The 15,636-nt window shown below is 39.2% G+C and carries 15 protein-coding genes and 5 tRNA genes; 10 read left to right on the top strand and 10 right to left on the bottom strand.

What is annotated here, in order from left to right; all coding sequences use genetic code 11:
- Positions 1-161: 161 nt before the first annotated feature.
- Together MKY09_RS01600 and MKY09_RS01595 are read left to right on the top strand one after the other, a co-directional pair.
- A complete protein-coding gene (locus MKY09_RS01600; RefSeq protein ID WP_169360088.1) occupies positions 162-1,217 on the top strand; it encodes a YeeE/YedE family protein in 1,056 nt (351 codons plus the stop codon).
- A gap of 18 nt (positions 1,218-1,235) precedes the next feature.
- Positions 1,236-1,460: a sulfurtransferase TusA family protein gene (locus MKY09_RS01595; protein ID WP_169360055.1), complete on the top strand. Its 225-nt coding sequence runs from the start codon at positions 1,236-1,238 to the stop codon at positions 1,458-1,460.
- Positions 1,461-1,506: 46 nt separating this feature from the next.
- Here MKY09_RS01595 and MKY09_RS01590 read toward each other — a convergent pair whose 3' ends face one another.
- Positions 1,507-2,481: a macro domain-containing protein gene (locus tag MKY09_RS01590; RefSeq protein ID WP_342567411.1), complete on the bottom strand. Its 975-nt coding sequence runs from the start codon at positions 2,479-2,481 to the stop codon at positions 1,507-1,509.
- A gap of 136 nt (positions 2,482-2,617) precedes the next feature.
- On the opposite strand from MKY09_RS01590, the gene MKY09_RS01585 reads away from it, so the two are divergent.
- The gene (locus MKY09_RS01585) at positions 2,618-3,010 is read left to right on the top strand and encodes an SLAP domain-containing protein (protein ID WP_251556448.1); all 393 of its coding nucleotides are present in this window, start codon (positions 2,618-2,620) and stop codon (positions 3,008-3,010) included.
- Positions 3,011-3,100: 90 nt separating this feature from the next.
- On the opposite strand, the gene MKY09_RS01580 is transcribed toward MKY09_RS01585, so the two are convergent.
- The 4 genes from MKY09_RS01580 to MKY09_RS01565 all read right to left on the bottom strand — a co-directional run bounded on the left by MKY09_RS01580 (position 3,101) and on the right by MKY09_RS01565 (position 6,024).
- Positions 3,101-3,442: a hypothetical protein gene (locus tag MKY09_RS01580; protein ID WP_342567410.1), complete on the bottom strand. Its 342-nt coding sequence runs from the start codon at positions 3,440-3,442 to the stop codon at positions 3,101-3,103.
- Positions 3,443-3,632: 190 nt separating this feature from the next.
- Positions 3,633-4,568 carry an MBL fold metallo-hydrolase gene (locus tag MKY09_RS01575; RefSeq protein ID WP_342567409.1) on the bottom strand — a complete coding sequence of 312 codons (936 nt, stop codon included), beginning with the start codon at positions 4,566-4,568 and terminating at the stop codon, positions 3,633-3,635.
- A gap of 21 nt (positions 4,569-4,589) precedes the next feature.
- On the bottom strand, positions 4,590-5,342 hold the full coding sequence (locus MKY09_RS01570) for a DUF2071 domain-containing protein (RefSeq protein WP_342567408.1): 753 nt from the start codon (positions 5,340-5,342) through the stop codon (positions 4,590-4,592).
- Positions 5,323-6,024: an HAD-IA family hydrolase gene (locus MKY09_RS01565; RefSeq protein WP_342567407.1), complete on the bottom strand. Its 702-nt coding sequence runs from the start codon at positions 6,022-6,024 to the stop codon at positions 5,323-5,325. Before MKY09_RS01565 ends, MKY09_RS01570 begins: the two co-directional genes overlap by 20 nt.
- A gap of 156 nt (positions 6,025-6,180) precedes the next feature.
- Between MKY09_RS01565 and MKY09_RS01560 the strand changes: the two genes are divergently transcribed.
- A complete protein-coding gene (locus tag MKY09_RS01560; protein WP_342567406.1) occupies positions 6,181-7,299 on the top strand; it encodes an NADH-dependent flavin oxidoreductase in 1,119 nt (372 codons plus the stop codon).
- Positions 7,300-7,344: 45 nt separating this feature from the next.
- Here MKY09_RS01560 and MKY09_RS01555 read toward each other — a convergent pair whose 3' ends face one another.
- Together MKY09_RS01555 and MKY09_RS01550 are read right to left on the bottom strand one after the other, a co-directional pair.
- Positions 7,345-8,121 (bottom strand): YqhG family protein, encoded by a 777-nt coding sequence (locus tag MKY09_RS01555; RefSeq protein ID WP_342567405.1) that lies wholly within the window; start codon positions 8,119-8,121, stop codon positions 7,345-7,347.
- 29 nt (positions 8,122-8,150) lie between these two features.
- Positions 8,151-9,683 (bottom strand): SNF2-related protein, encoded by a 1,533-nt coding sequence (locus tag MKY09_RS01550; protein WP_342567404.1) that lies wholly within the window; start codon positions 9,681-9,683, stop codon positions 8,151-8,153.
- A gap of 487 nt (positions 9,684-10,170) precedes the next feature.
- Here MKY09_RS01550 and MKY09_RS01545 point away from each other — a divergent pair.
- The 6 genes from MKY09_RS01545 (at position 10,171) to MKY09_RS01520 (ending at position 11,568) form a co-directional block, all read left to right on the top strand.
- Positions 10,171-10,263, top strand: a tRNA-Ser gene (locus tag MKY09_RS01545).
- 59 nt (positions 10,264-10,322) lie between these two features.
- Positions 10,323-10,399, top strand: a tRNA-Met gene (locus tag MKY09_RS01540).
- A 3-nt stretch (positions 10,400-10,402) separates the two neighbouring features.
- A tRNA-Asp gene (locus MKY09_RS01535) sits at positions 10,403-10,478 on the top strand.
- Positions 10,479-10,588: 110 nt separating this feature from the next.
- A tRNA-Phe gene (locus MKY09_RS01530) sits at positions 10,589-10,664 on the top strand.
- Between the two features lie 13 nt (positions 10,665-10,677).
- Positions 10,678-10,748 (top strand) — tRNA-Gly (locus MKY09_RS01525).
- A 136-nt stretch (positions 10,749-10,884) separates the two neighbouring features.
- Entirely contained in the window at positions 10,885-11,568 is a 684-nt protein-coding gene (locus MKY09_RS01520) for a hypothetical protein (RefSeq protein WP_342567403.1), read from the top strand.
- 62 nt (positions 11,569-11,630) lie between these two features.
- On the opposite strand, the gene MKY09_RS01515 is transcribed toward MKY09_RS01520, so the two are convergent.
- From MKY09_RS01515 to xylA, 3 genes are all read right to left on the bottom strand, one after another.
- Complete coding sequence (locus MKY09_RS01515) at positions 11,631-12,680, bottom strand: aldose epimerase family protein (protein ID WP_342567402.1); 1,050 nt, start codon at positions 12,678-12,680, stop codon at positions 11,631-11,633.
- A 73-nt stretch (positions 12,681-12,753) separates the two neighbouring features.
- Positions 12,754-14,253: a xylulokinase gene (xylB, locus tag MKY09_RS01510; RefSeq protein WP_342567401.1), complete on the bottom strand. Its 1,500-nt coding sequence runs from the start codon at positions 14,251-14,253 to the stop codon at positions 12,754-12,756.
- A 31-nt stretch (positions 14,254-14,284) separates the two neighbouring features.
- The gene (gene xylA / locus MKY09_RS01505) at positions 14,285-15,604 is read right to left on the bottom strand and encodes a xylose isomerase (RefSeq protein WP_251556433.1); all 1,320 of its coding nucleotides are present in this window, start codon (positions 15,602-15,604) and stop codon (positions 14,285-14,287) included.
- Positions 15,605-15,636 lie beyond the last annotated feature (32 nt).

Raw genomic sequence — 15,636 nt, 5'->3', positions numbered from 1 at the left:
TGAGACAATGTAAAAGGTCGCTTGAAAAGCGACAATTATCTATTCCACATATTGGCTATTATTTTTTTAAGCAAAATAATTGTCATATTTACTTTTCCAATGTAATATAATCCTATCAGTTTAGTAAGAATTAAAGAGAAGGCGGGATAAACGTGATACAAATGCTCATTACAGGTTTATTTTGTGGGGCGTTATTAGGATTCGTCATGCAACGAGGAAGATTTTGTTTGACTGGCGGTTTCCGTGATATGTACTTAACAAAAGACAATCGCATGTTTTATGCGTTATTAATAGCAATTGCCGTACAAAGTGTCGGTGTGTATACATTAATAGAGTTAGGCGTGTTTGAATTTAATGCCGGTACTCTACCATTAGTTGCAATAATTATAGGATCATTTATTTTTGGTATTGGTATTGTGTTAGCAGGTGGTTGTGCGACAGGGACGTGGTACCGTGCAGGTGAAGGCTTAATCGGGAGCTGGATTGCCTTAGCAGGATATATGCTAATGGCTGCTATTATGAAAACTGGGGTATTAGTACCTTTAAACAATAAAATAAGTTCTTCTCAGCTACCATCTAACTCCATTCCAGAAACACTTGGAATTAACGTATGGATTTTAATAGGTATTCTAGTAGCAGTAGTAGGATGGATCGTTTATAAAGAAGTTACAAAACCAAAAGTTTTTATCCCATCTTTAAAGCCAAAAAGAACTGGATTGGCACATATTTTATTTGAAAAACGCTGGCACCCATTTGTAACTGCAGTTTTAATCGGGGCTATTGCAGTGTTAGCTTGGCCGTTAAGCGTTGCTACAGGACGTATTGGTGGTCTAGGAATTACCACTCCATCAGCTAATATCCTTCAATACTTAACAACAGGAGACACAGCATTTATCAATTGGGGTGTATTTTTAGTCCTTGGTATTTTCATTGGATCATTTATCGCAGCAAAAGCTAGCCGTGAGTTCCGTTTCAGAATGCCAGATGTTAAAACTGGTATTAATAGCTTTGTTGGTGGTAATTTAATGGGCTTCGGTGCTAGTTTAGCAGGCGGATGCTCAATTGGGAATGGTTTAGTAATGACTGCCATGATGACTTGGCAGGGCTGGATTGCTCTAGCATTTATGATTTTAGGTACATGGACGGCTGTATACTTCGTTTTTGTCCGTGGACGTAAAAAGAATAAAGCAATGAAAGCAAGTGTCAAAACTGCATAAAAAAGGAGAGATTTTGAAATGAAACAAGTATTAGAAGTTATGGGTATGGTTTGTCCGTTCCCTTTAGTAGAAGCAAAAGAGGCTATCGCAGAAATGAGCTCAGGTGACGAGCTTGTAATTGAATTTGACTGTACGCAAGCAACTGAAAGCATCCCTCGCTGGGCAGCAGAAGAGGGTCATACAATCACGAACTACGAGCAGCTAAGTGATGCGGCTTGGACAATTACTGTTCAAAAGAAATAATGAAATGGGACGATCCAGACATCAGTCAGGGTCGTCCCTTCTTTGTCTATGCACCTAATAATGCTTGGCCAAAGCTAAACAAAGCCTCATTTATCTCGAATATATTATAGTTTTCCTGTTGGATAAAATATTCAATAATCACATCAAATTTATGGCTTCTAGACAAGGTATAACCCGCCTTTTCTAGTAACTCGTTTGTTTCCTGTAAATTTAACTGTAGACCAATAGCGAAGGCTACTACCGTTTTTTTTAACGGAGTATAGTCCTTGTTATTTCTTATTTTCGAAAAAAGTCGACGGTCCATATTAGACCTTTTGTAAACTTCTACATCCGTCATTCCCTTTTCATCTATAAGGCGTAGAAGCCTTTCAGAGAATGATTCATCCATATGTTCTATCATTTCCTGTAAATCCTGGCTAGATTGCAACACCATCGAATCCTCTAGCTCATATGCCTCTCTTCTATTTGTGCCGAAACTTATGTCCATTTCCTCGACATAGTGCTCATCAATAAATTCCTGAATAGACCTAAACAGTTTCTCACTTAGTTTAAAGGCTTTTTTATCATACACAACAATATAAACAAGCATTTCATGAATCAAGAGGAACGAACTTATCGTAGAAATAGCTACCTGTAGAGCTTGCTCCTTTGGATATCCATAAATACCAGAAGAGATTAATGGAAACGCTACTGTCTCACAGCCATGAGATAACGCCAAATTTAACGAGTTTTTATAGCAATCCTTCAACTGCTCCTCTTCTTTATGAGAACCCCCTCTCCATACCGGTCCTACTGTATGAATAATATATTTTGCCCTTAGTTGATACGCGTCCGTTATGACAGCTTCACCTGTGGGACAATTGCCAATCTTATTACACGCCTCTTGTAGCTCACCGGATCCCGCACCTTGAAAGATTGCTCCACACACACCGCCTCCCCTTTGAAGATCTCGGTTAGCGGCATTTACAATAGCATCTACCTGCATTTTCGTAATATCATTTCGAACAATTTCTAAAGGCATTCTACTTATCCCCTTCCCCTCGCACTTAATATCTATTAACTTAAATAATAGACAATACTTGGCAGATTGAACAGTAGTCCATTTCCATAATGAGCCTGTCTCTTATGTTAAAATTACACAAGAGGGGGTTTATAACATGCAGCAGCTAAAATTTGAACCATCTTGGAATAAAGCAGTGGCAGCCAAGGATAGAGAACAAATTGAACATATTTTTCGAACAACCAAAAACCATGTAAACAAAGATATTCTTTTCTCTCCTATCCGAGTTGCAATTAATCATAAAAAAGAATTTCTCGCCACTGTCCTGATCCATAATTTCACCAGCCAGGAGCTAGCCTTTAACAACACTAGATTAGTCTATACGATGGAGAATGAGCTAGTGGCTGAACATGTATTTACGGTACCAGCGCTTACACTTCCTCCTGAAACAAGTATGCCTTGGACCTTTATATTTCCAACTCATAATTATGTTGAAGAAATACCTTCACTAGAAGGAAATCTACGTATAGAAGGACCAAAATCCACTTGAAAATATAACGCTATTTAAACCTTACCCAGCGTAAAGTTTAAATAGCGTTATTTTTTAATCAAAACTCCTATCGATAGACGCTTAAGAGCATCAAAATGGACCAAACAGATCCTCGTAACCCTTTACATAATATGACATGCTACCCTTCTCGTCTACGTCTGTTATTTCTAATTCAATTACTACCTTTTTAGTGTTGAAGGAGCCTAAGTAAAGCAAAGACTCTTCTACTAACGAGGAATTATTTAAAGGATATTCAAAGTATAAACTTCGGTCATTTCCCGTTTCTTTGATTCGCGGAGTGTATAAAATTTCACTTTCTCCTGGAGCTAGACTTGAAATTCTACCCAAATCCTGTGGCACTACTGTAAAATAATAAGTTAATTCATGACAACTTTTTATATGCACGTCTTGCAGCATATTCCGAGCAGCCATAACAAAGCTTCATTTTCTTTCCCTCTGGACTTTGAAACAAACGATAAGGACCTGCTTTTCTATGACAAATGGAACATTTAGTTTTGAATATGCTAAACATATTATCTCCCCTAAAATAGTAATCTATCTCTGTATATCTCATTTACATTGTTCTATCCCTATTTCAAACTCAATCATAATTTTTTTGATATTACTTACCTAAATAATCCATCAACCCCATAGCGCAAACCCTTAAATCACCATGGATATATGGATAGACTTCATGATTATCTGGAATCTCTTGCCCTCTTAAATGATCCTTCACTAATGCCTCGAGTCTATTGGCTAGTTCCCTATGGTCTTTATGCTCTCTTTGGACGTCTTTAGCCGTTTCAACGAAAAGCGGAAGCCATTCTGAAACCTGTGCTAGAGCTGCAGCGGCATTATCAGTCACTCCAAAGTGACCATAGTAAATGTAACTTAGGCCCATCTGTTGGAATCGCTCTATAGCTTTTTGCATTGCCTTTGGATCGAATTGGTTAGGGGAGGTGGAAGGCAGCACTAAATCTACGCCATCTTTGGCCAACTGCTCGTAGCGGACCCCCACCGTATCCCCAGCAAACATCCCGTTACTAATTGGATCATGAATACCAAAATGATGATTGGCATGACCAGGTGTATCTAAAAAGGTCAAAGTACAAGCTTCTCCAATTTTTAATGTTTCTCCATCAGCCTTTGTTAAGAGTCTTTCCTCTGGTATCGCTACGATAGGATCAAACAAGTCATCAAAATTTGAGCCGTATACAGCTATTGCACCTGCTATAAGACGCTCTGGATTTGCTAAATGTCTAGCACCCTTAGGATGTACCACTACTGTTGCATTAGGGCATTGCTGGAGAAGCAGACCTGCTCCACCGGCATGGTCTAAATGGATATGGGTCAAAATAATGTATTTAACATCTGCTAAGGAGAAGCCAAGTTTTTGTAAGCCTTCTTTCACATGTTTTACAGAGGGGCTTGGTCCAGTCTCTACTATAGTCAATTCATCTTCCTGAATTACATATGTACCTGTTCTTTCATTTAACCCCATATCCAAAATGTCTATTAAAGATATTCTCTCGTTTAACCGAAGTGGATATTTATTCATTTTATTACCTCCTTTTTTCTATCAGTCATTCATCGCGGATACTAATGGCCACATCCGAACCTCTATACTTTTGGAAAAATGCAAGATTGGCAAATTATCCTCTACTTGTATCCCCTGCTCGGACAGCATAGTATTTACCTGAAACTCTGCCTCTGCTTGTTGCAACGGCCATTGGGGATGAAGAATATCACAACGGAGCGGATCCCCTTTTTTGCTTAACGTATATAAGCAGTAGCGCTCTGTGAGCCATTCTTCAAAGCTTCCTCTCTCTGCATAGAATATTTCTGATGTAGGACGGTATCTACATTCCAATCTGGCATCCACTCCTTGTCGACGCTTACTTTTATAATCGATAAATGATTCACTTTTTGATACATTCATCTCAGCATGCACGTATGGTAAACGGTATACAGTTTGAGCTACCTTTACCGCAAATAAATTTTCCGCATCCAGACTAAAGAAGAATACCCCTGGTTTCCCATTGATTGTGACATAAGTTCGAACATTCAATTCTGCAAAACTGTCTGTGCCTGGTACCCTCGGCGTCCCTCGTAGCCTAATATTTGTCATATGGAAGGGAACGATACCAATCCATCCTTTTCCATTATACGTATCCAAAGGAAGTGCTTTTGGTACAATTTCTCTTAACACTTTTATATCGATAGGGTAATGTGCAAATAACAGATCATTCCATGTCTGAGTCATTGTCCATGGCAGTTTAGGTAATGGCCAAGACCTGTGACTAGCATCCCACTTATCTTTTTTGGCTTCCATAGCTCTCCTCCTCTTTTCGTAAAACTTCTATTACCTCCATAGGTTTTCTTAACTTTGGAAATTCTGAAATTTCTTTAGGGGCACTTGAAGGCAAAAACCATGTAGCCTGGTATGGCCTCATTCCTACCTCACTTGCTCCCCTCAGTTCCTCGGAGCCGCCATCTCCGATAAATAAACATTGCTTAGGATTTACATTCAAGTTGTTGCAGGCAGTTAGATAAATTGCTTGATTCGGCTTACGCTCTTTGACTTGATAAGAGAACACCACGTCGTCAAAATAAGAGGGCAACACACAATTAAACCAACCTTCTATCTCCTCTGATGTACAGTTACTTATAAGACCAATTTTTATATTCATAGCTTTCAGATTTTCTAGCATGCCTATAATAGTTTCATCGATATGCTTAAAGGCTACCGACTTAACGAATGCCCTGTCATTATGTATTAGTTGGATGGCCTGTTCATCAATAGGTAAACCTGCCTCCTTCAATATCTCTCTCAAAACGCTTGGGTGATCAGGATAAGTTCCATCCATTCTGTCATTAACTCTCGCATGCCATCCCCTTTTATAAATCGACTCCTTCAAACCAAGTGGTTCTACAGAATAACTTGCTTTCCTTTTTCCCATTTCCCATTCCGTGATCAGTGTCTCATACAAATCAAATAACACAGCCTGAATCACATAGCTTTCCTCCCCCTAATGCGTCATAGATAATCTTCTACAATTAACAAGTAAAAACCTTCCTTTGATGAGATTTCAAGCCAATTATTTTGATTTTGAAGAGCATTCCTTTAGGGTATATGTATAGGTGACTTAATATAAGGGAGATGTTATTTAATGGAAAATACTTCTATGTTCGATGCATACACTTTACCATCAGGGGTTACATTAAAAAATCGAATTTTAATGGCTCCCATGACTACTTATTCTTCAGAGAAAAATGGTGATGTCTCAGAAGATGAACTGATATACTATGCTCGACGTGCTAAGAGTGGGATTGGTGCAGTTATCACCGCTTGCGCTTATGCAGAGCCACTTGGTGCTGGGTTTGAGTATTCAATAGGTGCTGAATCGGATGAGAGAATACCTAGCCTCAAGAAACTGGCTAGTGCTATTAAAGATAATGGAGCAAAAGCCATCCTTCAGATTTTTCACGCTGGACGACAATCGAATTCGAGGGTGTTAAACGGCGAACAACCAGTATCTGCAAGTGCTGTTGCAGCACCTCGCGACAATGCAGAAGTACCACGAGAAATGACAGAGGAAGAGATTGAAAAGACTATTGCCTCTTTTAAAGAAGCAACCCGTAGAGCCATTGAAGCAGGCTTCGACGGAGTAGAAATACATGGGGCGAACACTTACTTAATTCACCAGTTCTTCTCTCCACATTCCAATCGTAGAACTGACAAATGGGGTGGGAACCTAGAGAAGCGTATGACATTTCCGTTGGCAATTGTAGATGCGGTTCAAACTGCTGCTAAGCAGTATACAAAGGAGCCATTTATAATAGGCTATCGCTTTTCTCCAGAGGAATATCAGGATCCAGGATTCACAATGGATGATACATTAAAGCTTTTACGTGTATTGGCTGAGAAAGACCTTGATTATCTTCACGTGTCTCTCGGGCACTTCTTTGGATCTTCTAATAGAGACGAAAGTGATACTACACCACGTATTGAACTTATTCAGGAGGCGGTCGGCGACAAGGTACCTGTGATTGGTGTTGGAACTTTGGAATCTAGAGAAGACATTGAAAAAGCATTACACGTTACACCTCTTGTTGCAATTGGGCGCGCATTAGTAACTGACCCCGAGTGGTTTTCTAAAATGGAAAAAGGAGAGGACGACTCCATCTTTCCAGCTGTTTATGTAAGCAAAAAAGAGGAGTTAGATATCCCTAATCCATTATGGGATAAAATCATGCAAGTGAAGGGTTGGTTTAAAGTAGCCGACTAATATATATAAAAATGGCTCCGGAGATTAAATCTCTGGAGCCATTTTTCACTTCATATAAAACAGACCGCCATTGATAATTTCTATTCCCACACGAGCTGCATACTGTTCCTCAAGAGCCTTTTTTTCCATCTCATAGCATTCAGGCTTGTCATCCACACCGTCGTAGAAATACTCCAGAACTTCCAGACTCCTCCGTAAACGTTCCTTTGCCTCTTCAGCCCAAGTATGATCGTCATTAGCAATTACTCCATCAATTAGAGCATCTAGACGCTCTAAGCCACGTAAAGGCTTTATAATATAAGGCAGGTTAAAAACATTGTCAGGCATAGCCACATCGAAGCTAATCTCTTTTATCGATTCATGGAAATCCTCTCGAACAATTCCTGTCATTAGGTTTATCCCTAGAGAATAGAACATTTCCTTCGTTTGATCACTATAATAGGTCACCTTGTAGTTGACCCCAAGCCATGGAGTAAAGATCACTTGCGTATCACTTTTAACTTTTTCGTACATATGGACGAAGGAGCCAAGGTCTTGCACAGCCTTGAACATTTGACTAAGCCTGTTGGAGCCAAAGTGAATAACCTCTCCCTTGACGTCTTCCTTTAGCTTTGTTTTATCTGTTATAAAGGTAAGCTGCATTGGACTTGGCTCAGTGCCAGTTGCTTCTACATACTGCCAATAATACGGACGGTTCATCAGCTTTTTATCCATCTCTTCTGTCAATTGGACAACAACGTAATGGTCGTTTTCGCTTAGAATAGGACAATTATTTTCTTTAAAAAATTGAAGTAAAAAGTCGTGAACTTGTTTTGGGTACATGCATACCCTCCTTCCCTACCCTGTTTGTACTATATTGTTTTTTTATAGGTCGTTAATATATCGTCCAGTTCACCGACTACTTTTTCAAATACATCGATTTTCGTGTACAGCAGATCTAGAATATGCTGCTCAATAGTTTCCTGAATAGCTAAATTATAAATATGGACATCATGCTCCTGCCCTAACCTATGGACACGCCCTATTCGTTGCTCCAGCTTCATCGGGTTCCACGGAAGATCGTAGTTAATTACATGGTGACAAAACTGAAGGTTAATCCCTTCTCCACCCGATTCAGTAGCTATTAACACCTGTGCCTGCTCCTTGAACAAGTGCTTCATCCAATCACGCTTGTTCTTATTGAACTTCCCGTTGAATAAAACGCTCGTAATTCCTTTTGTACTTAAATACCATTGCAGATAAATTTGGCTTGCACGATATTCTGTAAAAATAATGACCTTGTCATCTGCCTCAGCAATAATCTCGTAAGCCTTCTCCGCCTTCGAGTTTACCTCTAAAGACATGAGCTTTTCCATCAAGTTTTGTACATAAGTAATTTCTTCTTGATTCGTACACTTTTCAACCATGTTGTTAAGCGTCAAACAAGTTGCTTCCTTGCTGCTACACATTTCTTTTTGAAGTGTAATCATAGAAAAAGCACCAGAAAAGACGGAGGAAATATTTTTTAAATCAGAAATCATTTCATAGACTTCCTTTTCCTCTTTCGTAAATTCAATTGGAATGATTTTCACCTGACGAGTTGTCCACTCAATCCCAGTATCCTGCCTTCTATTTCTTACCATTACCTGATTGACGAGCTCTCTTAAATACTCATCATGCTCTAAGCTATGCTTACTTGCAGAAAACGACTCCTGAAATGTCTCGTAATTACCCAAATGACCTGGCTTCAATAAAGAAACAAGATAGAATAATTCAAATACATCATTTTGAACAGGTGTAGCTGTTAACAACAAGCAGAATTTCTTTTTCAACCCCTGGACGAATTCATATATTTTCGTTTTATGGTTTTTCAGCTTATGTGCCTCATCAATGATGATCATGTCATAATTTTGAGCATATATAAGCTCTTTATGCGGACTTTTTTTAGCTGTATCCATGCTCATGATGACAATGTCATTGTGGTCAAGGGAGTAACTCTTTTTGTATGGAATGGCAGGTATATGAAATTTAAAATTCATTTCCTCCACCCATTGATTAATCAAGGAAGCAGGGGCAAGTATCAAAGCTTTTTTTACTAGTCCTCGCACCATATACTCTTTTAATATCAAGCCTGCTTCAATCGTTTTACCAAGACCTACCTCATCCGCTAAGATTGCCTTTCCATTCATCCGCTCGATCACTGTCCGAGCAACCTCTAATTGGTGGTTTAATGCTTGAAGATTTGGTAAATACTTTGGAGACTGAAGTCCCGTAAACTCTGTAATCAAATTATTTTTTACTATGTCATAACTCATATTATAAAGATTCCAATTATCCCATGGCTCTTCATTTTCTAATCTTTTTGTAAAGCCTTCCTTCCAGGAAGACGATCTTTCAATCAACATAAAAAAACACCTCACAGCAAATCATTTTTCTTAGATTGCCCAAATGTGAGGTGTGTATGATTTTTTTGAAGAATATTACTATAAAAAGAATTTTCCAATGAACCTTTAAAGTATACAAGTCTTCGTAATTCCTCATAAATGTGTAGTGGGACCGTCCGATTATTGTCTGAAACCGACCGCATATTTGTGCCGACCGACCGATTATTGACCAGAACCGTCCGATTATTTGTGCTGACCGACCGATTTCCGTCGAAAACCGACCGATTATTAGATTTAATCGTTTGCTCGATATTAATGGAACGTTAAAATGACTTTTCGTAAAGATTGCTACCTGACTTTCTAATTTGCTTGTTGTAGAAGAATGTTTCATAGAGGAACACAACCAAAGATAGGTTAAAATGTCTTCTATCAGAAAAAAGAGGTTGCATATTTTTTTTAGACATGGTATATTATATCTTGTCTTGTTGCTTTAGAAGTAACATTTTACGGAGGAATACCCAAGTTCGGCTGAAGGGATCGGTCTTGAAAACCGACAGGCGGGTCATACCGCGCGGGGGTTCGAATCCCTCTTCCTCCTCCATTTTATATTTAGATTGTTTGTAAATATAAAATATAGTAAACTAGTTTATATATTATTGTCGCGGGGTGGAGCAGTTCGGTAGCTCGTCGGGCTCATAACCCGAAGGTCACAGGTTCAAATCCTGTCCCCGCAACCAAATGGTCCCGTGGTGTAGCGGTTAACATGCCTGCCTGTCACGCAGGAGATCGCCGGTTCGATCCCGGTCGGGACCGCCATTTTTTTGTAAGCAAGCAGTTCCTATGCAACTAAGTGATATAACAAACATATTTTGTGTTATACTTAACTGACTATGAGACACTAAGCTTGATTTACTTAATGAGATTTAGGCTCAGTAGCTCAGTCGGTAGAGCAAAGGACTGAAAATCCTTGTGTCGGCGGTTCGATTCCGTCCTGAGCCACCATTTATATTAATATGCGGGTGTAGTTTAGTGGTAAAACCTCAGCCTTCCAAGCTGATGATGAGAGTTCGATTCTCTTCACCCGCTTCATATGAAAAAGACCTATTGATGCAAAGATTAATAGGTCTTTTTTTGCGCATTTTTATTCTCTATTCATCTTAGGAATAAAAAGACCAGATTGGGATAAGATAGTAGAAGAAAATGATGAGAGGCGGTAATGACTATGACTACAGAATGGTTTGACAGAGTAACAGAGGAACTACAGGATCATTTGAATTCGATCTGCGAGCAATATGACCAAGTCGGCCATATGAATATTAATCGTGCCTCTAAGCATCCTAGAATTGAATTTTTTGTTGCTAGTACGGATGAGGAAGAACGAGACTATTTTTGCACTATACTTTTTGACCCTTATAATGAAGAATTTTATGTGGAAAGCTTTGACGTCCAGTTGAACCAGCCAACCAGAATAATGTTAGATGATATTACGGATATAATAGAAGCAGTTCATGAAAGCTTCCACGAGTTTCTTGAAGACGATAGTGATATTGAGTGGGTCTATATGGATGATGAAGATGGACTTGACGATTACGTTATCGATGATGATGATGACGATGACGATGACGACGAAATTATGTTAGAGGAAATTGATGTAGAATGGGAAACTCCTGAAATCACTGCATTTTTAATAGATGATAAAATGGAAGTAACATATCAATTCGGAATAGACAGTGCCAATGGTGATGGTGTTCTTCGTAGAAGAAACCGCAGCTGGACTGATACTGAACAAGAGCTAGTGGACGAGAGTACTTTTACATTTACTAAGGATGAGGCAAGTACTATTATAGCTATGATTGCCAGTCATATGGATAAAATGGTCGGATACGATGATATTATAGATATCTAAATTTTATATACATCTTCAATGGAGCAATCCCATTGAAGATGTATTATTTTTATTTTAGTCTGCTAAATAACCCCAAAGGAATAAACAGTTTTAGATGTGTACGTTTTCCCTGCTTGTAGAATTACAGAACGCAAATGAGGGTGATGGATTGAGTCTGGGGGACCTTGTGTTTCTAAGCATACACCTAAATGATTTCTTAACCTCTTTCCTCTCATATTTTCCGTGCTGTTTAAATTATTTCCTGTATAGACGATGACGGACGATTCCGTTGTCTCCACTGTTAGCTTTCGACCACTTTTCTCTTCCATTAAAACGATTCTGTTATTTTTATTTTCATCCAATAAAAAGGGGTGATCATATCCATAACCAACAAGTACATTTTGAGGGTGTCCGGAATGTACCCCATCCGCAATTTTACGGCTCTCCCGAAAATCAAATACAGAGCCATCTACAGGTACTAACTTTCCCGTTGGTAGAAACTCTTTATTTAGCTCCAAGTATGTAGGACTATCCAAAGTTAATTCATGGTTTAATATATCTCTTCTCAGATTACCACTAAGGTTAAAGTAGGAATGATTTGTTACATTTACTAAAGTATCCTTGTCAGAAATACCGCTATAACTAATAGATATCTCGTCTCTATTATTAGAAATTGTATAGGCTACCTTCATGCTCAAATTCCCTGGGTAACCTTCTTCCCCGTCCTTGCTTAAGTAAGTAAACTCAATTGTTGTTTCCTCTGCGCCTTCCAACACAGTAGCATCCCATAATACATGACTGAACCCTTTGTGTCCTCCATGTAAGTGATTGCTTTTTTCATTCGTTGTAACATGGTAGACATTCTCCCCTAAGCGAAAGGCTCCTCCTTTAATACGGCCAGCAGCTCGACCGACAACAGCTCCTAAGTATATGCTATTCTTACCGTATTCTTCTAAGGAATCGTACCCTAATACTACATTTTCATACTGGCCTCTTCTGTCGGCCGCTAATACTTCAGTAATCACACACCCATAATTCATACAAGACACTTCAAAACCATTTTTATTTTTTACTGTAAATAACGTAACTTGCTTGTCATCTATAACTCCAAACTTTCTCTCTTTGACTAGCAATTCCTTATCCCCTTTCACACAATAATTTATAAGAGCCCCAACTAGATAGTTGAGACTCGGGATATGACATCCTTTAATGACGAAACTCTAATAGCTCTCTATTCAGATCCTTCGTTTGAACATAAACCTTTTGATAAATAGCAAATAATTTCTTATATTTTTCCACATTTTCTTTATTAGGAGTAAACTCTTTATCCTCCTTCAAAAACTTATCTGCACAATCGTTTAACGAATTAAACCATCCACATCCATAAGCAGCCAACATAGCAGCTCCCATTCCAGGACCCTGTTCACTAGTTAACCGAACAATCTTAGCATCAAAAATGTCTGCTTGGATTTGAAGCCACTCATCATTTTGAGCACCGCCACCAATGGACACCACAGTATCTATCGACTTCCCATTTCGGCGAAATATTTCAATGGATTCGTGCAACGAAAATGTTATTCCCTCTAGTACAGCACGGGTAAAATCCTTACGTTCATGTGAACTGTCCATCCCAATGAAACTAGCACGAACAGTTGCATCGGCATAAGGAGTTCTTTCTCCAACTAAGTATGGGGTAAATAACAATCCATTAGAACCAACTGGAACAGAGCCTACCTCAGACAATAATTCTTCGAACGTTTCTTCCTTCGCAAAAACCTCTTTAAACCAACTCAAGCTATGGCCAGCTGAAAGAGTTACACCCATTGTATAAAAGGCATCTGGTGCACCGTGATTAAAGTAATGAACCTTTCCTGCAAAATCCTTGTTCGGTGTGGATTCGTAGGATAAAACAACACCAGACGTGCCTATACTGCAAAGGGTCTCACCGTCCTTTAATATCCCTGAACCAATTGCTCCACAGGCATTATCAGCTCCTCCTGCGAAAACACGAGTAGTGTTGGAAAGACCAGTAGCCTTCGCTATCTCAAAGGATACCGTACCAACTTCCTGATATGACTCCACAAGTGGCGGACACATGCTAGGATCTAAGTCTAGTAAGGCACATATCTCCAAGCTCCATTCCTTCTTACTTACATCCAAGAGAAGTGTTCCCGCAGCATCTGAGTAATCCATGTGAAGTTGACCAGTTAGTTTATATCTTAGGTAGTCCTTCGGAAGCAAAAACGTCTTCGCTTTCTTATAGATGGTTGGCTCATGAGCTTTAATCCATAATATTTTAGGAAGAGTAAAGCCTTCTAATGCAGGGTTTTTAGTTATTTCAAGCAACTTTTCCTTGCCAACCAAATCATAGATTTGTTCACATTGTGCTGTAGTACGAGTATCATTCCATAGAATTGCAGGACGCAATACTTCGTTAACCTCATCTAACAGAACGAGCCCGTGCATCTGACCGGAAAAACTGATTCCTTCTATGTCATCGACATCACCGGAGAAGCTCTTCAACAGCTCCTCTAATCCGAGCAGTGTCTGATCCACCCAGTGCTGAGGGTTTTGTTCGCTATAACCCGTTTTCTCTTGTATTAACGGATACGATTTAGATACACTTTGAACAACTAACCCATTCTGATCGACGAGTAGTATTTTAACCGCACTTGTTCCTAAATCTATTCCAATAACATATTTCATAGTCTCAGCCCTCCTACCATTTGCAGGGTTATTATTTATACGCCTGTAACAAATACTGATTGATCGTGGCTTTAATCTGCTCTAAGCGACCGGAAGTCTGTTTAATTTCTTGTAGTCCTAAAGCATATTCTTCGAGCTTATGAAAGTTAGTTTTCCCTTCCACTATTTCTAAGCCAATACCGTCTTGATACGTTTTATAGCGATCTTTCACTACATTTTCTAGTACTCTATCATCTATTAGATTTTGAGCCACTCGTAATCCTACAGCAAAGGCATCCATCCCAGCGATATGTGCATGGAACAAGTCCTCCGGTTCAAATGATGCTCTTCTTACTTTTGCATCAAAGTTTAAACCGCCCTTACCCAGACCACCATTTTGTAAAATCTCATACATCGCAAGGGTTGTAGTCCATAGGTCTGTCGGGAATTCATCTGTATCCCAGCCAAGAAGTGGATTACCTTGGTTGGCATCAACAGAACCGAGCATATTATTAATCCGTGCATAATGAAGCTCATGCTCAAAAGTATGACCAGCAAGTGTGGCATGGTTCGCTTCAATATTGAATTTAAATGATTTTTCTAGGCCATAGCTTTGTAAAAACGCATGGGCAGTCGCTACATCATAATCATATTGGTGAGTGGATGGCTCCTTTGGCTTTGGCTCTATTAGAAATTGTGCCTCAAAGCCAATTTCCTTGGCGTAGTCAACAGCCATATGATAAAAGCGAGCTAGATTATCCAATTCTAACTTCATATTTGTATTCAATAAAGTATCGTAACCCTCGCGGCCTCCCCAGAACACGTAATTTTGTGCCCCAAGCTCCTTACCAATTTCTAATCCTTTTTTCACCTTAGCAGCGGAGTAAGCAAACACATCTGCATTACTCGATGTAGCTGCTCCATGAACGAAGCGAGGATGTGTGAAGTTATTTGCCGTATTCCAAAGTAGCTTTGCTTTACTAGTTTTCATATAGTCCTTGATCATGCTGACAATCACGTCTAAATTTTGATTACTTTCTCTTAAGTTACTTCCCTCTGGAGCAATATCAACATCATGGAAACAGAAAAACGGCACATCCATCTTCTCGTAGAACTCGAAAGATGCTTCTACCCGTGCCTTTGCTAAGTCCAATCCACTTAGTTTGTCCCAAGGACGGTTCATGCTACCTGCGCCAAAAGGGTCTGACCCGTCCATCGTAAACGTATGCCAGTAAGACACCGCGTATCTTAAAATCTCTTCCATTGTTTTGTCGCCAATTTTCTCTTGTGGATTATAAAACTTAAATGCATAAGGGTTTTGTGATGCAGCACCTTCAAACGTAACTTTCTGTACATTTTGGAAATAGACCATTATTTATACCTCCTGATTTTTACTCTCACTTT

This window comes from Psychrobacillus sp. FSL K6-4046 (assembly GCF_038624605.1).
Classification (GTDB): Bacteria; Bacillota; Bacilli; order Bacillales_A; family Planococcaceae; genus Psychrobacillus.
The sequence above is the reverse complement of the archived record's forward strand: the minus strand, read 5'-3'. Positions and strand labels throughout refer to the sequence as shown.